The 20290-nt window shown below is 70.1% G+C and carries 22 protein-coding genes; 10 read left to right on the top strand and 12 right to left on the bottom strand.

Annotation, left to right across the window (positions count from 1 at the left end):
* Positions 1-14: 14 nt before the first annotated feature.
* Positions 15-1373, bottom strand: a complete 1359-nt coding sequence (locus tag ACQFZP_RS06175) for an enolase C-terminal domain-like protein (protein ID WP_211890633.1) — start codon at positions 1371-1373, stop codon at positions 15-17.
* Positions 1374-1470: 97 nt separating this feature from the next.
* Positions 1471-2430: a 5-dehydro-4-deoxyglucarate dehydratase gene (locus tag ACQFZP_RS06170; RefSeq protein WP_211890632.1), complete on the bottom strand. Its 960-nt coding sequence runs from the start codon at positions 2428-2430 to the stop codon at positions 1471-1473.
* A gap of 147 nt (positions 2431-2577) precedes the next feature.
* Here ACQFZP_RS06170 and ACQFZP_RS06165 point away from each other — a divergent pair, with 147 nt between their 5' ends.
* The 9 genes from ACQFZP_RS06165 (at position 2578) to ACQFZP_RS06125 (ending at position 10888) form a co-directional block, all read left to right on the top strand.
* Entirely contained in the window at positions 2578-3477 is a 900-nt protein-coding gene (locus ACQFZP_RS06165) for a LysR family transcriptional regulator (RefSeq protein WP_104311687.1), read from the top strand.
* 150 nt (positions 3478-3627) lie between these two features.
* Positions 3628-4956, top strand: a complete 1329-nt coding sequence (locus tag ACQFZP_RS06160; protein WP_211890631.1) for an enolase C-terminal domain-like protein — start codon at positions 3628-3630, stop codon at positions 4954-4956.
* A 66-nt stretch (positions 4957-5022) separates the two neighbouring features.
* Entirely contained in the window at positions 5023-6840 is a 1818-nt protein-coding gene (locus ACQFZP_RS06155; RefSeq protein ID WP_249312047.1) for a dipeptide ABC transporter ATP-binding protein, read from the top strand.
* A 95-nt stretch (positions 6841-6935) separates the two neighbouring features.
* A complete protein-coding gene (locus ACQFZP_RS06150; RefSeq protein ID WP_211890784.1) occupies positions 6936-7265 on the top strand; it encodes a biopolymer transporter Tol in 330 nt (109 codons plus the stop codon).
* 87 nt (positions 7266-7352) lie between these two features.
* The gene (locus tag ACQFZP_RS06145; RefSeq protein WP_211890630.1) at positions 7353-7754 is read left to right on the top strand and encodes a cupin domain-containing protein; all 402 of its coding nucleotides are present in this window, start codon (positions 7353-7355) and stop codon (positions 7752-7754) included.
* Between the two features lie 47 nt (positions 7755-7801).
* On the top strand, positions 7802-8488 hold the full coding sequence (locus ACQFZP_RS06140; protein ID WP_211890629.1) for a dimethylamine monooxygenase subunit DmmA family protein: 687 nt from the start codon (positions 7802-7804) through the stop codon (positions 8486-8488).
* A complete protein-coding gene (locus ACQFZP_RS06135) occupies positions 8485-9510 on the top strand; it encodes a PDR/VanB family oxidoreductase (RefSeq protein WP_211890628.1) in 1026 nt (341 codons plus the stop codon). Before ACQFZP_RS06140 ends, ACQFZP_RS06135 begins: the two co-directional genes overlap by 4 nt.
* Positions 9507-10538 carry a heme-dependent oxidative N-demethylase family protein gene (locus ACQFZP_RS06130; RefSeq protein WP_211890627.1) on the top strand — a complete coding sequence of 344 codons (1032 nt, stop codon included), beginning with the start codon at positions 9507-9509 and terminating at the stop codon, positions 10536-10538. Before ACQFZP_RS06135 ends, ACQFZP_RS06130 begins: the two co-directional genes overlap by 4 nt.
* Positions 10539-10594: 56 nt before the next feature.
* Positions 10595-10888 (top strand): hypothetical protein, encoded by a 294-nt coding sequence (locus tag ACQFZP_RS06125; protein ID WP_211890626.1) that lies wholly within the window; start codon positions 10595-10597, stop codon positions 10886-10888.
* A gap of 46 nt (positions 10889-10934) precedes the next feature.
* Here ACQFZP_RS06125 and ACQFZP_RS06120 read toward each other — a convergent pair whose 3' ends face one another.
* From ACQFZP_RS06120 to ACQFZP_RS06110, 3 genes are all read right to left on the bottom strand, one after another.
* Positions 10935-11687: a sulfite exporter TauE/SafE family protein gene (locus ACQFZP_RS06120; RefSeq protein ID WP_104311693.1), complete on the bottom strand. Its 753-nt coding sequence runs from the start codon at positions 11685-11687 to the stop codon at positions 10935-10937.
* Between the two features lie 130 nt (positions 11688-11817).
* Entirely contained in the window at positions 11818-12801 is a 984-nt protein-coding gene (locus ACQFZP_RS06115; protein WP_211890625.1) for a carbohydrate kinase family protein, read from the bottom strand.
* Positions 12798-13415, bottom strand: coding sequence for a maleylpyruvate isomerase family mycothiol-dependent enzyme (locus tag ACQFZP_RS06110; RefSeq protein ID WP_307852760.1), 618 nt, complete (start codon positions 13413-13415; stop codon positions 12798-12800). Before ACQFZP_RS06110 ends, ACQFZP_RS06115 begins: the two co-directional genes overlap by 4 nt.
* Positions 13416-13576: 161 nt before the next feature.
* Between ACQFZP_RS06110 and ACQFZP_RS06105 the strand changes: the two genes are divergently transcribed.
* The gene (locus ACQFZP_RS06105) at positions 13577-14770 is read left to right on the top strand and encodes a zinc-dependent alcohol dehydrogenase (RefSeq protein ID WP_211890623.1); all 1194 of its coding nucleotides are present in this window, start codon (positions 13577-13579) and stop codon (positions 14768-14770) included.
* Between the two features lie 16 nt (positions 14771-14786).
* Here ACQFZP_RS06105 and ACQFZP_RS06100 read toward each other — a convergent pair whose 3' ends face one another.
* The 7 genes from ACQFZP_RS06100 to ACQFZP_RS06070 form a co-directional block, all read right to left on the bottom strand.
* On the bottom strand, positions 14787-15002 hold the full coding sequence (locus tag ACQFZP_RS06100) for a helix-turn-helix domain-containing protein (protein WP_104311697.1): 216 nt from the start codon (positions 15000-15002) through the stop codon (positions 14787-14789).
* Positions 15002-15487, bottom strand: coding sequence for a DUF2975 domain-containing protein (locus tag ACQFZP_RS06095; RefSeq protein ID WP_211890622.1), 486 nt, complete (start codon positions 15485-15487; stop codon positions 15002-15004). The genes ACQFZP_RS06100 and ACQFZP_RS06095 overlap by 1 nt, the downstream gene beginning before the upstream one ends.
* A gap of 124 nt (positions 15488-15611) precedes the next feature.
* Positions 15612-16076: an SRPBCC family protein gene (locus tag ACQFZP_RS06090; protein ID WP_211890621.1), complete on the bottom strand. Its 465-nt coding sequence runs from the start codon at positions 16074-16076 to the stop codon at positions 15612-15614.
* Positions 16077-16288: 212 nt separating this feature from the next.
* Positions 16289-17032: an SCO1664 family protein gene (locus ACQFZP_RS06085; protein ID WP_211890783.1), complete on the bottom strand. Its 744-nt coding sequence runs from the start codon at positions 17030-17032 to the stop codon at positions 16289-16291.
* A gap of 185 nt (positions 17033-17217) precedes the next feature.
* A complete protein-coding gene (locus tag ACQFZP_RS06080) occupies positions 17218-17826 on the bottom strand; it encodes a DUF3090 domain-containing protein (protein ID WP_104311700.1) in 609 nt (202 codons plus the stop codon).
* A 16-nt stretch (positions 17827-17842) separates the two neighbouring features.
* Positions 17843-18580 (bottom strand): MSMEG_4193 family putative phosphomutase, encoded by a 738-nt coding sequence (locus ACQFZP_RS06075; protein ID WP_211890620.1) that lies wholly within the window; start codon positions 18578-18580, stop codon positions 17843-17845.
* Positions 18581-18625: 45 nt separating this feature from the next.
* Positions 18626-20275 carry an ABC-F family ATP-binding cassette domain-containing protein gene (locus ACQFZP_RS06070; RefSeq protein WP_211890619.1) on the bottom strand — a complete coding sequence of 550 codons (1650 nt, stop codon included), beginning with the start codon at positions 20273-20275 and terminating at the stop codon, positions 18626-18628.
* Positions 20276-20290 lie beyond the last annotated feature (15 nt).

The raw sequence follows: 20290 nt of genomic DNA, 5'->3' as shown, positions 1-20290 counted from the left end.
GTCGAGCTCTGCCGCTACCAGCGGGGGCTGGCGACGGTGTAGCCGGGCTGGAAGCGCTGCATGTAGCCCGTGTCGTCTCGTTGCGTGATGCCGCTCTCGAGGAACTGCTCGTGCAGCTTCGCGAGGCCGTCCTCGTCGAGCTCGACGCCGAGGCCGGGCCCGGTCGGCACGAGCACCGAGCCGTCGACGAAGGAGAGGTCGTGGGTGACGACGTCCTCGTCCGGCTGCTTCCAGGGCCAGTGCGTGTCGCACGCGTAGCTGAGCGACGGCGTCGCGGAGGCGAGGTGCACCATCGCCGCGAGGCTGATGCCGAGGTGCGAGTTGGAGTGCATCGACAGGCCCCAGTCGAGCGACTCGGCGAGGCCGCCGAGGGTGCGCGACCGGGTGAGGCCTCCCCAGAAGTGGTGGTCGGACAGCACGATGTCGATGGAGCCCTGCTCGACGGCGGGCTTCACGTCGGCGAAGCTCACGACGCACATGTTCGTGGCGAGGGGGAGGGTCGTGCCTCGGCGCACCTCGGCCATGCCGGCGAGGCCCGGGGTGGGGTCCTCGAGATACTCGAGCGACGATTCGAGGGCCTTCGCGACGCGCAGCGACGTCTCGACGCTCCACGCGGCGTTGGGGTCGAGGCGCAGCCCGAGGTCGGGGAAGGCGTCTGCGAGGGCGAGGATCGCGGCGATCTCCTGGTCGGGTTCGAAGACGCCGCCCTTGAGCTTGAGCGCGGAGAAACCGTAGCCGTCGACGAGCTGGCGTGCCTGCTCGACGATGCCTTCTGGGCTCAGCGCCTCGCCGAACTCGTCGGCGCCGGCGCCGGGGTGGCCGGCCCACTTGTAGAACAGGTAGCCGCTGAACGCGACCTCCGGGCGGATCGCGCCGCCGAGGAGCGAGCTCACGGGCACGCCGAGGATCTTGCCCTGCAGGTCGAGGGCGGCGACGTCGAAGGGGGAGAGGACGCGGTCGGCCGTGCTCGAGCCGGTCACCATGCCGCTCATGCCGTGGCCACCCTGCGAGGTGTCGGCCGCGAGCGCCTGCGCGACCGCGAAGCGCAGGCGGTTGGTGTCGAAGACGTTGATGCCGACGACGGCGTCCGCCGCGAGGGCCAGGCGGTGCAGGTGGGGTGCATCGCCGTAGGTCTCGCCGAGTCCGGTGAGGCCCGAGCGGGTCGTGACCTGCACGATCGCGCGGAGCGCGTACGGTTCGTGCACGCCGACGGTGTTCAGGAGGGGCGGGTCCTTGAAGGCGACCGGCGTGATCGTGACGGCGGCGATCTCGTTCTGCGGGTTCCGGTCGAAGGCCGCCGCCGCGGCGGCAGTCGAAGTGGACGCGAACTCGGATGCGGTCGTGGATGCGGTGGACGTGCTCTGCGCGGTCATGTCGTCTCCCTGTGTTCGTCGTTGAACGAGGTGTGTTCGTCGTTGCGGGCGGGCGCGCCCGGTTGCGCTTCGTCAGCGCAACCGGGTGCGCTCAGGCTCAGGCGACGGGGGTCGCGACGCGGTCCTGCTCGGCCGGAGTGGCTCGGCGCTTCGCGAGGAGGGCCCTGGTGTCGTCGATGAGCTTCTTGAGCTCTTCGACGTGCTCGGGCTTGGCGTCGATGAGGGGCGCGCGCACGTGGCCGGCGTTGATGCCGGCGAGCTTCGTGGCTTCCTTGACGAGCGACACGGCGTACCCGGGGACCGAGTTCCTGAGGCGCACGAGGGGGTGGTAGAAGCTGCGGTTGAGCTCGGCGAGGCGCTCCTTGTCGCCGGATTCGACGGCGTCGAAGAACGCGAGGGCGATGTCGGGGGCGAACGCGAACGACGCCGAAGAGTAGAGGGGAACGCCGATGGCCTTGTACGCCTCCTGGGCGATCTCTGCCGTGGGGAGGCCGTTGAAGAAGAGGAAGTCCTCGCCGCGCGACTGGGTCTCGTCGGTGACGGAGCGCACGATGCGGGACATGAGGTCGATGTCGCCCACGCCGTCCTTGAGGCCGATGACGTTCGGGATGCGGGAGACGGCGACGGCGGTGTGCTCGTCGAACCGGGCCGTGCTGCGGTGGTAGACGATCACGGGCAGCGTCGTGGCACCCGCGACCTGCTCGACGTAGGCGACGAGGCCTTCGCTGGGGCCGGTGACGAGGTATGGCGGGAGGAGGAGGATGCCGTCCGCTCCGACTTCCTCGGCGCTGCGCACCTGCGCCTTGGCGTCGGCGAGCGTCCCGCCGGCCCCGGCGAACACCGGCGTGGCCTTCTTGGTGGTCGTGACGGCCGTGTCCACGACGGTCGTGTACTCGTCGAGGCTCAGCGCGTGGAATTCGCCGGTGCCGCAGGCGATGAAGATTCCGCCCGGCTCATGGGCGAGCCCCTGTTCGAGGTGCTGCGCGAGGGCTGCGACATCGACGGCATCGTCGGCCGTGAAGGGGGTGACCGGGAAGAAGAGGATTCTGTCGAGCACGTCGATCTCCTTAGTTGCGTGTCTCCGCGGTGCGTCGTTGCACGGTGCGGCTGTTCCGAGTTGGTTGCCCGGCTATCTGCGACGCTATGGTCTTATGGATGCGCAAACAAACTAAAGTGTGGATGAATCAATGTTGGGAGTGAATTGATGTTTACCCTCGTTCAGCTCGAGTGCTTCGTCGCGGTCGCCGAGGAGCTGCACTTCGGCGCGGCCGCCGAGCGCCTCCGCATGACGCAGCCGCCCATCAGCCGCCAGATCCAGCAGCTGGAGCGCGAGCTCGACACGCAGCTGTTCGTCCGCACGAGCCGCCGTGTCGCGCTCACCGAGGCCGGGCGCACCCTCCTGCCGAGCGCACGCAAGCTCATCGACCTCTCGGCGAAGGCCGCGGCCGATGTCCGCGCCGTCGGCGAGGGGGCGACCGGCACGCTGACCGTGGGGTACACCGCGGTCGCGGCCCACAGCGTGCTGCCCAAGCTGCTGCGGGCGGCGGCGGAGGAGCTGCCCGGGCTGCAGCTCATCCTGCAGGAGTCGGTGACCGTCGACCAGATGGACGAGCTGGAGCGCGGCACGGTCGACATCGGCCTCCTTCGTCCCATGCGGGACCGCCCGGGCGTCCAGTCGACGACGGTGCTCACCGAGCGCCTGGTGCTCGCGCTCCCGCGGGGGTCCCGGCTCGCGGAGTTCACCGGGCCTATCTTCTTGAGCGACCTCAACGATGAGGCGCTCCTCATGTACTCGCCGGGCGGGGCTCGCTACTTCCACGACCTGCTCCTCAGCATGTTCGTCGCCTCGTCCAGCCACCCGCGCATCGTGCAGTACGCGGGTCAGGTGCCTGCACTGCTTGCGCTCGTGAACGCGGGCATCGGCGTCGCGCTCATCCCCGAGTCCGCGACGCAGCTCGCGCCCGACGGCGTCATCTGCCGGCCGGTTGCCGACGGTGACCGGTCGGAGCCGTACAACCGCGTGCACCTCGACATCGCGTGGCGGGAGGACTCCGACAACCCGCTCGTGGCGGCGGTCGTCGAGCTCATGCAGCGCAACGCGTGAGCGCGGCCTCGGACGAGCATTGATGCTCAACGCGCATCCGGTCATGCCGAATACGCCCTCGATCGAATGGATGCGGCTCCTTAGAGTGGCAATACGGCACCGTGGCCCAAGCCACGCGTGACCACTCAGCGCGGCGATGGAGGCGGAGCTATGAACCAGGTGACGGTCGAGACGTGGGAAGTGATCCCGGTCGCGGGCCACGACAGCATGCTGCTGAACCTCAGCGGAGCCCACGCGCCCCTCTTCACTCGCAACCTCGTGAAGCTCACCGACAGCGAAGGACGCGTCGGCATCGGCGAGGTCCCCGGCGGGGAGAGCATCCGATCGACGCTGATCGCCTCGGCCGAACTCATCGTCGGCAAGCCCGTCGCCGACTACCGCGCGATCCTGCGCAGCATCCACCAGGAATTCGCGTGGCAGGACAGCGCCGGCCGCGGAGCGCAGACCTTCGACCTCCGCACGACCGTGCACGTCGTCACCGCCTGGGAGTGCGCGCTCCTCGACCTCCTCGGGCAGCAGCTCGGCCTGCCGATCTCGTCGCTCCTCGGCGACGGCAGGCAGCGCGAGGCCGTCGACGTGCTCGGCTACCTCTTCTTCGTCGGCGACCCCGACGCGACCGGACTCGACTACCTGCGCGGCGACGACACGAGCGACGCGTGGGGCACGGTGCGCCGCGAGCGCGCCCTCGACAGCGAGGGAGTCGTGCGGCTCGCGAAGGCCGCGCAGGAGCGCTACGGCTTCCGCGACTTCAAGCTCAAGGGCGGCGTGCTCGAACCGGCCGTCGAAGCCGCCGTCGTCACCGACCTCGCCGCCGAGTTCCCGGATGCGCGCATCACGCTCGACCCGAACGGCTCCTGGCCGCTCGCCGAGGCGCTGCGCCTCGGCCCCGACCTGAAGCGCGTGCTCGCGTACGCCGAGGACCCGGTCGGCGCGGAGAACGGCTACTCGGGACGCGAGGTGATGGCGGAGTTCCGCCGCGCCACGGGGCTGCGAACCGCCACGAACATGATCGCGACCGACTGGCGCGAGCTGGGGCACGCGATCCGCTCGCAGGCCGTCGACATCCCGCTCGCCGACCCGCACTTCTGGACCATGAGCGGTTCCGTGCGCGTCGCCCAGCTGTGCGACGAGCTCGGCCTCACCTGGGGCTCGCACTCGAACAACCACTTCGACGTGAGTCTCGCGATGTTCACGCACGTCGCAGCGGCGGCCCCTGGAACGCCGACGGCGATCGACACGCACTGGATCTGGCAGGACGGCGAGGAGCTCACGACGGCCGCACCCAAGATCGAGGACGGCGTCATCCAGGTGCCGACGGCACCCGGCCTCGGCGTCACGCTCGATGACGGCGCGGTGAACCGCGCCCACGAGCTCTACCTGAGCCTCGAGAACTCGGCGCGCGACGACGCGTTCGCGATGAAGACCTTCATGCCCGAGTGGGCATTCCACCCGAAGCGGCCCGCCCTCATCCGCGCCTAGCGGACGCGGCACAGGCACCCCAGAGCAACCAATCCAACACGACGAGGTGTGAGAATGGACCAGCGAATGACGCAGCAGCAGCTCCAGGCCGACGAACTGGCCGCGACGGCCGGCCAGGCCGGAAGCCGGGACGAGGTGGCCCCGAATGGCGAGGCCCTCAACGGCCAGGCTCAACCCGATCAGGTTCGACCCGATCAAGAAGTGGAGAAGGCCATGCTCCTCTCGGTCCGCGATCTCTGCATCTCCTACGGCATCGGCGGACGCGCCGTCGACGCCGTGAGGAACGTCTCGTTCGAGCTGTACGCCGGCGAGGTGCTCGCGGTCGTCGGCGAGTCCGGCTCCGGCAAGAGCACGGTGGCCCACGCGCTCATCAACCTCCTCGCACCGAATGCGACGGTCACCTCGGGAGAGATCAAGTTCGACGGGGAGCCCATCCAGGGGTTCAGCGACGCGCAGTGGCGCGGCATCCGCGGTCGGCGCATCGGCCTCGTCCCGCAGGACCCGGCCCTCTCCCTCAACCCGACGACGAAGGTCGGCGCCCAGGTCGCCGAGCCGCTCCTCATCCACGGACTCGCGAGCCGCAAGGACGCGCACGCCGAGGCAGTGCGACTCCTCGACATGGCAGGCCTCACCGAGCCGGCGGCCCGGGCTCAGCAGTACCCGCACGAGTTCTCGGGTGGCATGAAGCAGCGCGCGCTCATCGCGACGGCGCTGGCAGGTCAGCCGGAGATGGTGATCGCCGACGAGCCGACCAGTGCCCTCGACGTGACGGTGCAGAAGCAGATCCTCGACCACATCGACGGGCTCGTGAAGGAGCTCGGGACCGCCGTGCTCATGATCACGCACGACCTCGGAGTCGCGGCCGACCGTGCCGACCGCATCATCGTGATGCGCAAGGGCGAGATCGTCGAGACGGGCACGGCCGACGACGTCATGCTCCGCCCCCAGCACGACTACACGAAGAAGCTCCTGCGTGCCGCGCCGAGCCTGCACAGCCACGAGGCGCGCACCGTGCTCGTGACCGACAAAGCGACGGGCAAGGCGTCGAGTCGAGCGGCGGATGCGCGTGCTGGGGCTCCCGACATCACCGCGCCGCTGCTGCGGGTCGAGAACCTCACCAAGGAGTTCGCACTTCCCGGCGGGCGCGGTGGCAAGCGCACGCTGACCGCGGTCGACGACATGAGCTTCGACCTGCACCGCGGCGAGACGCTCGCGGTCGTGGGGGAGTCCGGCTCCGGCAAGAGCACGACGGCGCGCCTCGTGCTGCGCCTCGAGAAGCCGACCTCCGGCCGCATCGTCTTCGACGACCAGGACATCACCGACCTCGAGGGTGAGCGGTTGCGAGCCCTTCGCCGCAGGTTCCAGATGGTGTACCAGAGCCCGTACGCGTCACTGAATCCCCGCTTCTCCATCGAGCAGCTCATCGCAGAGCCCCTCGTGTCGTTCAAGCTCGGCGACTCGAAGTCGCGGGCCAAGCGGGTGCGGGAGCTGCTCGACCAGGTCCAGCTGCCGCAGCTGTTCCTGAACCGCGGCCCGGACGAGCTGTCCGGCGGGCAGCGCCAGCGCGTGGCGATCGCGAGGGCCCTTGCCCTCGAGCCCGAGTTCATCGTGCTCGACGAAGCAGTCTCGGCGCTCGACGTGTCGGTGCAGGCGCAGATCCTCGACCTGCTCACTGAGCTGCAGCAGGAGAACGACCTCACCTACCTGTTCATCACGCACGACCTCGCCGTCGTCGCGCAGATCTCCGACCGGGTCGCCGTCATGAAGAACGGCGTGCTCGTCGAGCTGGGCAAGACCGGCGACATCCTCATGAAGCCGCAGGAGCCCTACACGCGCAAGCTCATCGACGCCATCCCCGGTCACGGAAGCTCGCACGCCGCGTAGGCTCGGCGCCTATGGGCGAGGTGAGCGGGGCCGGAGGAGGTGCCGCCGGGGGTGCTGGCAGCACGACTGGCGGGACGAGCAGTGGGGTCGATGGTCTGGCGGTCGGCGACGAGTACTCCGACGAGCGCTGGCTCGTCGTCAAGGGCCGGCGCTGGCGGCGCACCGATCCGAGTCTCCCCGCCGACGTCGTCGAACGGTTGAAGTCGCATCTCGGCCGCGGGCGATCGGGCGTGGGTGCTGCGAAGCGTCGGGGCGACGACTCCGCGGTGGCGGCGTCGCGCAAGCGCGTCGGACTCGCGAAGCACGGGCTGGGCGAGCGCGGTCCGCGCTGGTGGGAGGAACCGGAGGCGGCTCGACTCGAGCGGGCCCGGGAGGCGCTCGCTGAGCTCGACGAGCTCGACCGGACGACCCCGGAGAGCGTCTGACGCTGCCGATCGCGGCGGGTCGCTCGGGCACATGATCGACCACCAGTGTTTACACCCAGGAAACTGTGTTCACTCGATACTTGGTTCATGAGCACAGAATTCATGAGCACCGATGCCGTGGCCACCGCCGTTCCACCGTTCCGCGTGACCCCGGACTTCTGGTCACAGCTGCCCAGGATGCCGCTCGAGCAGTACCCGGGCACTGAGGGCTACATCGCCGACGTCTACTCGAACCCGGACGGCTCCGCCATGTCGGCCGGCTACTTCGCCCTGACCCACACCGACGCCCCGCTCGACTACTTCTACGACTACGACGAGATGAAGGTCGTCATCTCCGGCACGTTCCGGCTCGAGAACGTCGACACCGGACAGGTGTCGTATGCCGGCCCGAAGGACGCGATCTTCTTCCCGAAGGGGTCGCGCATCCTCTTCAGCACCGAGGATTCGGCGCTCGCGTTCTACGTCGGCCACCGCTCCGTCGCTCCCTGACGATCATGGCGACGTCCACCATGCAACCGGCCGAGGTCGGGCCGGGCGTGAGCGCAACCGCCACCAGTTCAGCTCGATGGCGGCAGCTGCTCGAAGCGGGGAACCAGCAGGCGACCGACTCCGGATGCGACGCGGTCTGCCCAGCGCGCACCATGACGTTCGTGGTCGGCGCGGCGCCAGATGGCGGGGTGCCCGAACGCGGTGCTCCCAACGAGTCAGGGCCAGGCGACACGGCTTCCAGCGGCTCCCGGCCCGCCGAGACGGCGCGGTCGACGTCCGGTGGCACGGTGTCGGTCGAGCTCGAGGACGCGACCTCGGCCGCGTCGCGAGCCCGGATCCTCGAGGCGCTCCGGGCCGCGCGCACGGGGTGGCGGTTCCGAGTCGTCGGCGACGAGCTCGCGCTCGGCGCGCTGCGGACCATCTTGCACGACGCCGGCGTGCTCGACGAGGAGATCGAGTTCGCGCTCACGGCCCCGGAGCTAGGCGTCGCCCAGGTCCTCGTGCACTGCGGGCACTGCCAGGCGAAGACGAGTGCGCCGACAGGCGGAAGCGTGCCGTGCTCGGGATGCGGCCTGCACCTCACCGTCTACCCCCACTTCTCGCGCAGCCAGGGTGCCTACCTCGGGTACTTCGCTGAGGCCGAGGTTGCCGAGTCCGACGGGTCGCGCGCTGCCGGCATCCCGACCCGGTTCGTCGCCGTTGCGCCCAGCCAGAGCGAACCGGTGCTCGCGTGACCCGCGCTCCCGCAGCCGACGCTGCGACGACTCGCCGTCCTGCTGCCGGCGCCGCGCTTCACCTCGTCGTCTCCGACATCGCGGAGCTGAGTAGGGGCGTCCGCTCGTTCACGCTTCGCGACCCGCGGGGCCGTTCCCTGCCATCCTTCGCGCCGGGCAGCAGCATCGCGGTGCAGCTCGGCGACGGCGGCCGAAACTCGTACTCGCTGACCGGCAGCGGGCGGCGCCCAGACCACTACGCGATCTCGGTGCGCCTCGACGACGCGGGCCGGGGCGGCTCGAAATGGATGCACGGCCTCAGCGTCGGCGACGAGGTGACGGTGAGCGCCCCATCCAGCGCGTTCCCGCCTGTGCTCGCGGCACGCCACCACCTGCTGATCGCGGGCGGCATCGGGGTCACCCCGATCCTCTCGCACGCCAGGGCCGCGGCCGAGTGGGGGCGTTCCTTCGACGTGGTGTACGCGTACGGGGAGGGCGGGGGAGCGCACCGGGATGAGCTGGAGCGCCTGAGCGGGGGCCGCCTGACCGTCTGCGCGAGCCGCGCCGCCTTGCACACGCACCTCGCGGCGGCCCTGCTCGACCAGCCACTCGGCGCGCACCTCTACGTCTGCGGTCCGGTCGCCATGATCGACGCGGTGCAGGCAGCCGCTCGCGCGGCCGGCTGGCCCGAGGCGCGCCTCCACGCAGAGGCGTTCACCCCGCCCGCCCTCGACCCGGGCGAGCCATTCGAGGCGCGGCTCCTGGGCCTCGGCCGGACGATCCGAGTCGAGTCCGGCGTCACCCTGCTCGATGCGCTGCTCAGCGCGAACGTGCCGGTGCCCAACCTCTGCCGCCAGGGCGTGTGCGGCGAGTGCCGCGTCGCCGTCCGCGCGCCGTCCGGTTCGCAGGGCGCTGACGCGCGCGACCCCGCGGGGATCGACCACCGCGACAGCTTCCTCACCGATGAGGAGAAGGACCGCGGCGACTGCCTCATGCCGTGCGTCTCCCGCCCGAGAGGCGAGATCCTGGAGTTCGAACTGTGACCGCATCCGCCACCGGCAAGGCCGACCATTCCGTCGCCGTCGCCGGCTTCCCGTTCCCCTTCCCGAAAGAGACCTACCGCTACAGCACCAACGTGGAGCCGGCCTCGGTGCCGCGGCCGACGGCGGCCGGCTCCTGGGGCGAGCATCCGGTCGACATCGACCACTGCTACCGCGATGAGCTCGCCGAGCGGGCACGCATCCTGAGCGCCGACCCGTCACGGCTGCAGTGCCTGCCGCACATGCTGCCAGCCGCGTGGGATGCGATGTTCGTGCTCATGGAGCAGCTCGCCGATGCCTACCCGCAGCACATGAGCCTCACCAGGGAGGGCGGCGGCTGGCACTGGCACAACGCTCTCCTCGGCATCGACCGGTGCTTCGCGGTCGGCGAGACCTCGTCGATGCCTGAAGGGCCCCTCGGGTTCATCGGCCAGCAGCTGCAGGAGGACGTCGTGCTCCTCGACCAGCGTGACGGGGAGCTGTGGGCCGACGCCGGCCTCGTGACGTTCGCCGCGGACTGGTCGTTCGGGTTCGATGTCGGGATGTCGTTCCTCGAGATCCACGGACCGGTGCCGCGTGTCCACGACGAAGGGGTCATCCCACGGGCGCAGGCCTTCATCATGCGGCTCGAGCCCGGGCAGAGCTACCGGCGCACGAACTGGACGCTGACCGTCGACGGCAAGCTCGACACGTCGACGGAGACGTACCCGCAGTGGGGTCCGGACCGGACCTCGCTCGTGGACGGCCCGCTCGTCGCGGTCGGCGACAGGCTGCACCTGCGGACCGAGGTGCAGCACCTCATCCGCCTCCCCGAGTCGAACGCCATCATGTTCCTGATCCGCAGCTACCTGCTGCCGTTCGCGGCCCTCGCGACCGTGCCAGAGTGGGCGGCGAGAACGGTCGAGGTGCTCGAGGAGCTGCCAGCCGACATGGCCGAGTACAAGGGAGTGACGCGCACCCGCGAGGTGGGCATCAGGTGGCTGCGCGAGTTCGGGGGAGTCTGCGAGGGGAGCGCGGCGGGGGCGGCGTGATGCTCGTGCTTTCGCCGCGGGCCGGGGTGCTCCCGTTCCTGTGTAGCCTGGCCGACATGGCTGATGCAGCGCAGGTCCCGAGCGAGCGAGAGCACGGGGTTGGACGTGAGCGCGCTCCCGGGCACGACGCTGAGGGCAATGTCGAGGACCGGCCAGAGGACTCGGCTGTGGACTCAGCCGCCCCTACCGCGGCGGAGCCGCTCGAGCTGACGCAGCAGGAGCGGGCCGAGGCCACACTGCGCTCCATCATGTCCGGTGGCAATCTCACCGCCGAGACGATGAAGCTCTCGAACGACTTCACCGACCGCCACGTGTCGCGGCTGAAGTCGCTCTTCCGCCGCGCGAAGTAGGCGGCGTCTCGAGAGCCGCGGCGCCCTCACGCGGTGCCGGGTGCCCTCACACGAGCAGGTAGACGGCACCGGCGATCGTGAGCACCAGGACGATGCGGTCGAAGAGCTGCTGGCTCAGCCGCGGGGCGAGCCAGCGCCCGAGGAATGCGCCGCCGATGAGGAGCGGAACGAGCAGCAAGTCCAGCACGAGGGTGCTCGGCGTGATGAGGCCCAGCCCGATCGAGAACGGCAGCTTCGCGATGTTGACGATCGTGAAGAACCAGGCGGCAGTTCCGAGGAAGGCCTTGACGGGGAACTTGGCGGCGAGGAAGTACATCGCCATGACGGGACCGCCGGCGTTGGCGACCATCGTCGTGAACCCGCCCAGCGATCCGTAGCCGACACGCGCGATCTTGGCGGCGCGGTCGCCAGGCGTCTCCGGGGTGCGGTAGCGGCGCCACACGGTGATGGCGACGAGGATGAGCAGGATGATGCCGATGACGCGGCGCACCCAGTCGTCGTCGGCGAAGGCAAGGAAGGCGGCGCCCGCGAGCAGGCCGACCGCGACTGCCGGGATGAGCTTGACGAGCGTCGACCAGTCCGCGTGGCGGCGATACGTCCACAGCGCGAACATGTCGCCGACGATGAGCAGCACGAGCAGGGCCCCGGTCGACTGCTTGGCGGGGAGCACGGCCGCGAAGGTCGCGACCGACAGCGTCGTGACGCCTGGCAGTGCCGTCTTCGAGATTCCGACGGCGAAGGCGGCCACTGCGAGCAGGACCCATCCGAAGGTGGGGAGTTGGGGGATCAGCTCGAGCACCTGTCGAGTCTAGGGCCGGGGCCGTCCTTGTCCTGTCGTGACGACAAGCGCGGTGCTGGCGGGGACGGAATCGGTCCCGCCACGCCTCGAGCGTCGGCACGCGCCGCTCGTCGTCACGCGGGGCTCGTCGTCACGCGCGGTCGAGCTCGTCCGGCCACGGCGGGTTCGCGCCAGCTCGGGCCACCGTGACGGCGGCGCTCTGCGCGGCTGTCGCGAGGGCAGCATCCACCCAGGAGTCGTCGAAGGTGCTGCCGTGAGCGCCACCGAGGATCACCCTGCGGATGTTCGGGGTGGAGACGGCGTGGAGGAGGCCCGACATGAAGGCGTCGCCCGCGCCGACCGTGTCGACGACTCGGACGGCCGGGGCCGGCACGGTGAACTCGCGCTCGGCCGTGCGTGCAAGGGCGCCGTCGCCGCCGCGCGTCATGAGGGCGAGGCGGGCGCCGAGCTCGGTGAGGCGAAGGAGCACATCTGAGGGGCTCAGCTGCGGGTACAGCCAGGCGGCGTCCTCGTCGCTGAGCTTCACGACGTGGCTGAGGGCGACCAGGGCCTCGACGCGTTCGACGACCGCCGCGCGCTCGCCCATGATGGCCGCGCGCACGTTGGGGTCGTAGCTCGTGAGGATGCCGCCGCGGTCCCTTGCCTCCTCGAACACGGCTCGGACGACTGCGCTTCCGGGGTCGACGACCGCGCCGATGGACCCCGTGTGCAGCACGTCGACGCGCGTGAGATCTGGCGTGGGCAGCGAGAAGTCGAGATCGAACTCGTAGCTCGCGCTGCCGTGCTCATCGAGGGTGGCGCTCGCGGTCGAGGTGCGCTCGCCGTCGAGCGCGCCATCGACGAGTTCGACGCCGGACTCCGCGAGGTGGGTGATCACCAGCCCGCCGAGCTCGTCGTCGGCGAGCCGCGCGGCGAGCTGAGAGCGGTGGCCGAGCCGGGCCAGGCCGACGGCGACGTTCATGGGGGAGCCTCCCGGGAGGGCCCGCCCCTCTGGGGAATGCTCGTCACCGGGCAGCAGGTCGACAAGCGCCTCGCCGATCACGAGCGCGCTCGCCAGCTCGCTGCCCGCGGCGTCGTTCTGCGTGTCTGCGGCGGATGCTGCGCGTTCGTTCATGAGATCGCCTCCGGTTCGATGTCGCGACCGCTCAGCCAGAGGAGCAGGTCGATGGCGGTTCCCCGGACGGAGGGGCCCTCGCCGAGCGCGAGGGGCTTTCCATTCGCTGTGACCGCGTCGGTTGCGACGAGTCTGCGGCCGGCGGCGAGTTCGCGTCCGCCGCCCATCGAGACGGGGGTCTTGCGCTGATGAGCGATCGCGGCGAGGACGGCGTCCTGCGGATAGTCGTGCGCGATGCCGAGGGGGCGGCGAATGTCCTCACCGTGCACGATGGCTTCGACGTAGCGCGTCGCGGCCGGCGTCGGAGCGCTCGACGTGCGGTCCGCGACTTCACCGAATCGGGCGAGCGTGTCGAGGGGATGCGCTCGACGCTCCGCCTCGACTCCTCGCTGGTTGAAGGCGTCGAAGTCGAAGCGTGCGGCCGTGAGCTGCGCGACGAAGCCGAGGCGAGTCGTCGTCGCGTCGTTGACGAGGTGCGCGAGCACGTCGTGCACCGTCCACCCCGCGCAGAGCGATGGGGTGACCCAGTCGGCGTCGTCGAGGTTGCGGAGGTCGGCGATGAGCGCCGCGCGTTCCGCGTGCACGATGCGCCAATGGGCTCCCGGTCGACTCACAGCCCTGACGCTACCGCGTCGAGGCCCCATCGGCGAGCCGTGGGCGCGCCTGTGAAGTCAACCCCGCGCATCCGGGCCGCCTTCCTTCGTAGCCTCGAGGCGTACCCCCGAATGTCTGGTGCCCGCTCGAAGATGGCGCCACCCCGACGAGAGGAATCCCCATGCGCGCGCTCACCTGGCAGTCGACCGGCGAAGTGTCCGTCGAGACGGTCCCCAAGCCGACGATCGAAGAGGCGGGTGACGCCGTCATCCGCGTGACGTCCGCGGCCATCTGCGGCTCTGACCTCCACCTGTACAGCGTGTTCGGGCCGTTTCTCGAGAAGGGCGACATCCTCGGCCACGAGACGATGGGCATCGTCGAGGAGGTCGGCTCTGGCGTGACGAAGCTCAGCGTGGGCGACCGAGTCGTCGTGCCCTTCGTGATCGCCTGCGGCGACTGCGCCGCCTGCCATTCAGGGCTGTCCACGCAGTGCGAAGTGACGCAGAACACCGAGCAGGGCACCGGTGCCGACCTCTACGGATACACGGAGCTCTACGGCTCGGTGCCCGGCGGGCAGGCCGAGTACCTGCGGGTTCGCCTGGCTGACAACAACGCCATCAAGGTCGGGCACGAGCTGTCCGACGAACGCTACCTCTTCCTCAGCGATATCCTTCCGACGGCCTGGCAGGGCGTGAAGTACGCCGCCGTTCCCGACGGCGGGACGCTCGCCGTCGTCGGCCTCGGACCGGTCGGCCAGTTCGCGGCGCGTATCGGGAAGCACCTGGGCTACCGGGTGCTCGGGGTCGACCCGGTGCCCGAGCGGCGAGCGCTCGCGGAGCGCTACGGGGTCGAGGTCTTCGACTACGACGACGAGACGGCTGATGCGCTGCGTGCCGCCACCGACGGGCGTGGCCCCGATTCCGTCGTGGATGCGGTCGGCCTGGAGGCGCACGGTTCCGGAGACGGCTCCGGCTTCGCGGAGCTCGCGCAGAAGGGTGCTGGCCTGCTGCCGGACGCGATCGCGAAGAAGGTCATCAAGACCGCCGGTGTCGACCGGTTGCCGGCGATCATGCTCGCCGTCGACGCGGTGCGCCGGGGCGGCACGGTCTCGCTGAGCGGTGTATACGCGGGCACGGCCGACCCGATGCCGATGATGAAGATGTTCGACAAGCAGCTGACCCTGCGCATGGGCCAGTGCAATGTGCAGCGCTGGATCCCTGAGCTGCTGCCGCTCGTGGAAGACCGCAGCGACCCGCTCGGCACGGAGGATCTCGTGACGCATCGCATGCCGCTCGAAGACGCGCCACGGATGTACGAGGTGTTCCAGAAGAAGGCCGAAGGGTGCATCAAGGTCGTGCTGAAGCCTCGCGGCTGAGCCACGTCCAGAGGAGTCACTCGGCCGCGGCGGGTTCCCAGCGGAGGAGCTCGCCCGGCTGGCACTCAAGGGCGACGCAGAGCGCCTCGAGCGTCGTGAAGCGCACTGCCTTGGCTCGGCCGTTCTTCAAGACGGCGAGGTTGGCCGGGGTGATGCCGACCCGCTCCGCGAGCTCGCCCACGGACATCTTCCTGCGCGCGAGCATGACGTCGATATCGATGGCGATCGGCATCAGATGACCTCGCCGAGCTCGCCGCGGAGCGCCTCGGCCTCGGCCTCGCGCCTGGTGGCGAGGCGCAGCAGCATCCGCATCACCACCATGAGGAGGGCGCCGCCGGCCGTGACGAGCGCGGCACCGCAGAGAAGGCCGATCAGGCCGGGAGCCGCGGGTCCCGGAGCGAGCAGGATGGCCAGCGTGAGGATGGTGAGTGAGGCGACGGCGATCGCGCCGATGATCGTGTCGACGTAGCGGAAGGCTCCTGCGGAGAAGACCGAGCCTCGGCGGATCATCGTCAGCAGACGCCAGATGCTGACAGCGCTGACCTGCAGGGTGAGCACGAAGATCGCGGCGAGCGCGACGAGAGCGACCCGGGCCGGCGTGGGAACACCCGCGAGGTCCGCCCAGGCGAGCGGCAGGAGCAGGAGCTGGACTGCGAGCGACCCGAGGAGCGAGACCGCGATGACGGTCTTGAGTACGAAGATGGTGACGGTGCCCACGGTGTGACCTCCTGCTGTCTAGCGATGCTTTTCTATCGATTTTCGATAGATTACAGCAGGTGGACGCTGACATGCGACACGATCACCTGTCCATGCTCACCTCAGCACGTTGACACTGGTGTGGTTATCGGGCGAGGTATGCGGCGAGGTTGTCGAGCGCCTGCATCCAGCCGTCGTAGACGTTGTCGTCACCGGGCTGGCCGGGAATTCCCCGGACGTGCAGCGCGACCTCGGTGTCGGTCTCATGGTCGCCCGTCGTGAGGTCGACGCTGACGACAGGGGATGCCGCCGGATCGTCGTCGGGCGAGCCCCACGTGAAGACGAGGCGTTCCGGTTCGGCAACCAGCAGGTAGGTGCCCGCCGTCGGATACTCGTCGCCGGTGTCGTCGTTCACCATCGTGTAGGCGTAGGCGCCGCCTTCTCGGACATCGAGGTTGATGGTCTCGCGAGGCGTCGAGACGCTCACGGGGTGGTGCCAGTGGCTGAGGTCGTCGGCGTCCGTCCACGCGCGCCAGACGCGCTCGCGAGGAGCGGCGACGGTGCGGCTGAGGGCGAACACCGGCTGTGCGACGGCTTCCGGGCTGGTCATGGCTGACTCCTCTGCGTGTTCGTGGACGCGGTCTTCATCGACGCTGCGTCACCGCGACTCAGGTCGCGGCTGGCCACGGTGGGGTCAGCTCGTCGGCCTGCAGCAAGGCTAGGCACCCAGGGTTGGAGTCTCCTCGACAACGCGCGTCACCGGGGCCCCGTGCCTCGTCACTGGGCGGCGCGCCGTGCAGCCCGGCAACCGAGGGTCGTGTCTCAGAAGAGCGGCCAGGGCGCCGCGGGCATGTCGCCCTCCGGGGCCGGGAACTCGCGTTCGGCCGTGAGGCGTTCAACGCGGGCGGCGAGCTGCCCGAGCTCGGCGACCGAGAGGAGCTCGGCGAGCCTGGCTCCGAGACCGCCGCCACGCGTGTCGGCAAGCGCCTCGTGGAGCTTTCGGATGCTCGTCGCCTCATCGTCGCTGATCGGCTCGCCGACCCACCCCCACAGGACGGTCCGCAGCTTCGGCTCGACGTGGAATGAGAGGCCGTGGTCGACGCCGTAGCGGTGCCCGTCCGGCATGGCGAGCACGTGGCCGCCCTTGCGGTCAGCGTTGTTGACGATGGCGTCGAAGATCGCCATGCGCCGCATGATGGGGGAGTCCTCGTGGACGAGGACGACCTCGCGACCGGTCTCGTCTTCGCCGCTGAGGACGGTCCGCCAACCGTCTCCCGGCACCTCGGTCGCGGCGACGAGATCGACGGGGTCTTGCGCTTCGTCGATGTCCTGCCACAGCTGGAGCATCCCGGGCCCGAACTGGCCGTCACCGAGCCAGGTTCGCGGCACGATGTTCCAGCCAAGGGCCTCCGAGACGAGGTACGCGGCGACCTCGCGATTGGCGAGGTCGTTGTTCGGGAAGTCCCAGAGCGGCTTCTCGCCGCGGGATGGCTTGTACACGACGTCGACGGGGTCGGCACCTGGAACGGTGTAGGTGCCGACGAAGGTCGCGTTCGACGCGCTCATGAGCCGGGCGGTGAGCTCGAGCACCGGACCGCTCGGAGCGGCGTCACCCAGAGCGATGTCGCCCGGGTCGGTGTCGCCCGGGTCGGTGTCACCCGGGTCGGAGGCGATCGACGCGGACGCCGTCGGCCCCTCGGACTCGGGCACTTGAGCCGTGTCCGCGGTTTCCTCGTTCGGCTCGGGTTCGGTCACAGGCCGTCGTCTGCCGGACAGTCGTGGCCTTCCGGGTCCATCGGGAGGCCGCAGCGGGGGCACAGCGATCGGCCGGCGCCGACGATTTCGAGGGTCCGCTTCGCGAAGGCACGGGCCGAGCCCACGGGGATGCGCACGCGGAGCAGCTCCTCGGGTTCGGCCGCCTCGACGAGCTCGTCGAGGCCGGCCATGCGGGCCAGCTCAGCCTCGAGAGCCTCGGTGTCCACGTCCGCGTCGACCTCGAGTTCGACCTCGACGACGGGGATCACCTCGAGGATGACCTGCGCGGTTGCCGGCTCCCAGCCGAGGCCGATCGTGCCGACTCTGAAGCGGCCGTCGACGGGCGTGTCGAGCGGCTCCTCATCGATGAGCTCGATGGGGGTCGAACTCGGAACGCTGTAGCGGTTGCCGTCTTCGAGCATGAGCTGGTCGAGGATCTCGTCGACCTTCTCGGCGAGCAGAGCGGACTGCTCCTTCTCGAGGATGACGCTCACGACGCGGGAGCCGTCGCGTGCCTGCAGGTAGAAGGTTCGCTCGCCGGGCTTGCCGAGCGTGCCGACGACAAATCGGTCCGGCCAGTCGAATTCGTGCACGAGGGTCGTCATGGTCTCAAGCCTATGCTCAGGAGGCTCTGCCCGCGCCGCCGCCGACGGTCGCGTCTCCCGTCTGGGGGCCACCTGCCGCGGCAGCGTGCGACGGGGCGAGCCAGGACAGGTCTCCGGCATCGGAGTTGATGATGGGGACGCTCGGGCGTGCCTTGCCGTAGCTGATGATCGAGGTCGATGCGGGTCCGACGGCGAGCCGTTGGAACAGGTCGAGGTGCATCCCGAGCGCGTCGGCGAGCACGGCCTTGATGATGTCGCCGTGGCTCACGGCGACCCAGACGGCGCCGGGCCCGAACTCGCGCTCGACGTCGGCGTCGTGCCGACGCACCGCGGCGACCGCCCTCGACTGCATGGCGGCCATCGATTCTCCGTCGGGGAACGAGACGGCGGACGGCTGCGTCTGGACGGTCGCCCAGAGGTCCTCCTTGGCGAGGTCGGCGAGGCTCCGATTCTGCCAGGCCCCGTAGCCGCACTCGGTGAGGTCTTCGTCGATGACGTCGAGCGAGGGGTCGACGTGAGGGGCGTCGAAGGGGTCGGTGGGCTGCTGCGCGCGGATCGCGGCCGCGGTCTCGACGCATCGCTCGAGAGGACTCGTGACGAGGCGGGCGAGGGGCACCGACGCGAGCCTCGCCCCGGTCGCGGCGGCTTGCGCCCGCCCGGTCTCGTCGAGGAGGACTCCCGGGGTGCGTCCCGCGAGGAGTCCGCTCGCGTTCGCCGTGGTGCGTCCGTGGCGGACGAGGATGACGGTGGCCATGCGAGTCACCCTAATCGGTGCGTCACGGGAAGTCCCTGCGCGGTGTCAGCGCTCGGTGAGCTGCCCGCCTTCGACGTGCCAGGCCCTGTTCAGCTGCACGGTCTCGAGCATCCGCCGGTCGTGCGTGACGAGCAGGAGGGTGCCGTCGTAGCTTTCGAGCGCCTGCTCGAGCTGCTCGATGGCGACGAGGTCGAGGTGGTTGGTGGGTTCGTCGAGCACCAGCAGGTTCACGCCGCGGGCCTGGAGAAGGGCGAGGCCCGCCCGGGTTCGCTCGCCGGGGGAGAGCTCGTCGGCGCTTCGACCGACGTGGTCGGCTTTCAGCCCGAACTTCGCGAGGAGGGTGCGCACCTCGGCGGTTGGCCAGTCTGGCACCTGCGCTTCGAACTGCTCGGCGAGCGGCGTGGGGCCCGCGAGGGCCGCCCTGGCCTGGTCGATCTCGCCGATGGCGACGCTCGAACCCAGGCTCGAGGTGCCCGAATCCGGTTGGATGCGCCCGAGGAGGAGGCGCAGGAGGGTCGACTTGCCAGCGCCGTTCGGGCCAGTGATGCCGATGCGGTCGCCGGCGTCGACCTGCACGGACACGGGGCCGAACGTGAACTCGCCCAGGCGGAGTTCCGCGCGCGACAGGGTGGAGACGACGCTGCTCGAACGCGGAGCCGAGCCGATCGTGAACTGCAGCTGCCATTCCTTGCGCGGCTCCTCGACCTCGTCGAGGCGGGCGATGCGGCTCTCCATCTGGCGCACCTTCTGGGCCTGCTTCTCGCTGGACTCGGTGGACGCCTTGCGACGGATCTTGTCGTTGTCTGGCGCCTTTCGCATCGCATTGCGCACCCCCTGGCTCGACCACTCACGCTGCGTGCGCGCGCGCCCCACGAGGTCTGCCTTCTTCTCGGCGAACTCCTCGTACTCTTCGCGCGCGTGCCGCTTCGCGGTGGCGCGCTCCTCCAGGAAGGCTTCGTAGCCGCCGCCGTAGACGCGGTTGCTGTGCTGGGCGAGGTCGAGCTCGAGCACACGCGTGACGCTGCGGGCGAGGAATTCGCGGTCGTGGCTGACGAGGACCACTCCGCCGCGAAGGCCCTGGATGAACGCCTCGAGGCGATCGAGACCGTCGAGGTCGAGGTCGTTGGTCGGCTCGTCGAGGAGCACGATGTCGAAGCGTGAGAGGAGGAGCGCTGCCAGGCCGACTCGGGCCGCCTGCCCGCCGGAGAGGGACGTCATGAGGGCGTCGGCGCTCAGTTCGAGGCCGAGCTCGGCGAGGACCGCGGGGAGGCGCTCCTCGAGGTCGGCAGCGCCGCTCGCGAGCCAGCGATCGAGGGCGAGCGCGTAGATCTCGCCGGGGTCGGGGGCGCCGGGCTTCGCCTCCTCGGCAAGGGCTTCGGCGGCCGCATCCATCTCTCTGGTCGCCTCGGTGGTGCCGGTTCGGCGGCCCACGTACTGCGCGACGCTCTCGCCGGCGACGCGCTCGTGCTCCTGCGGCAGCCAGCCGATGAAGGCGTCGGCGGGTGCGAGCGAGACGCTGCCCTCCTGGGGCTCGTCGATGCCGGCGAGGAGGCGCAGCAGCGTCGACTTGCCGGCACCGTTCGCACCCACGACTCCGACCACGTCGCCCGGGGCGACGACGAGGTCGAGGGCGGAGAAGAGCGTTCGGTGGTCGTGGCCACCGGCGAGGTCCTTGGCGACGAGGGTTGCGGTCATTGTTCTATGGTCGCG

The sequence above is a fragment of the Pseudoclavibacter sp. Marseille-Q434 genome, from assembly GCF_050315415.1.
GTDB lineage: Bacteria > Actinomycetota > Actinomycetes > Actinomycetales > Microbacteriaceae > Pseudoclavibacter.
The sequence above is the reverse complement of the archived record's forward strand: the minus strand, read 5'-3'. Positions and strand labels throughout refer to the sequence as shown.

Bases quoted from the DNA above. Each gene is read 5' to 3' on its own strand.
- ACQFZP_RS06175 (WP_211890633.1), bottom strand. From the start codon at position 1,373: ATGACCGCGCAGAGCACGTCCACCGCATCCACGACCGCATCCGAGTTC.
- ACQFZP_RS06165 (WP_104311687.1), top strand. From the start codon at position 2,578: ATGTTTACCCTCGTTCAGCTCGAGTGCTTCGTCGCGGTCGCCGAGGAG.
- ACQFZP_RS06160 (WP_211890631.1), top strand. From the start codon at position 3,628: ATGAACCAGGTGACGGTCGAGACGTGGGAAGTGATCCCGGTCGCGGGC.
- ACQFZP_RS06155 (WP_249312047.1), top strand. From the start codon at position 5,023: ATGACGCAGCAGCAGCTCCAGGCCGACGAACTGGCCGCGACGGCCGGC.
- ACQFZP_RS06145 (WP_211890630.1), top strand. From the start codon at position 7,353: ATGAGCACAGAATTCATGAGCACCGATGCCGTGGCCACCGCCGTTCCA.
- ACQFZP_RS06125 (WP_211890626.1), top strand. From the start codon at position 10,595: ATGGCTGATGCAGCGCAGGTCCCGAGCGAGCGAGAGCACGGGGTTGGA.
- ACQFZP_RS06115 (WP_211890625.1), bottom strand. From the start codon at position 12,801: ATGAACGAACGCGCAGCATCCGCCGCAGACACGCAGAACGACGCCGCG.
- ACQFZP_RS06105 (WP_211890623.1), top strand. From the start codon at position 13,577: ATGCGCGCGCTCACCTGGCAGTCGACCGGCGAAGTGTCCGTCGAGACG.
- ACQFZP_RS06100 (WP_104311697.1), bottom strand. From the start codon at position 15,002: ATGCCGATCGCCATCGATATCGACGTCATGCTCGCGCGCAGGAAGATG.
- ACQFZP_RS06090 (WP_211890621.1), bottom strand. From the start codon at position 16,076: ATGACCAGCCCGGAAGCCGTCGCACAGCCGGTGTTCGCCCTCAGCCGC.
- ACQFZP_RS06085 (WP_211890783.1), bottom strand. From the start codon at position 17,032: ATGAGCGCGTCGAACGCGACCTTCGTCGGCACCTACACCGTTCCAGGT.
- ACQFZP_RS06080 (WP_104311700.1), bottom strand. From the start codon at position 17,826: ATGACGACCCTCGTGCACGAATTCGACTGGCCGGACCGATTTGTCGTC.
- ACQFZP_RS06075 (WP_211890620.1), bottom strand. From the start codon at position 18,580: ATGGCCACCGTCATCCTCGTCCGCCACGGACGCACCACGGCGAACGCG.
- ACQFZP_RS06070 (WP_211890619.1), bottom strand. From the start codon at position 20,275: ATGACCGCAACCCTCGTCGCCAAGGACCTCGCCGGTGGCCACGACCAC.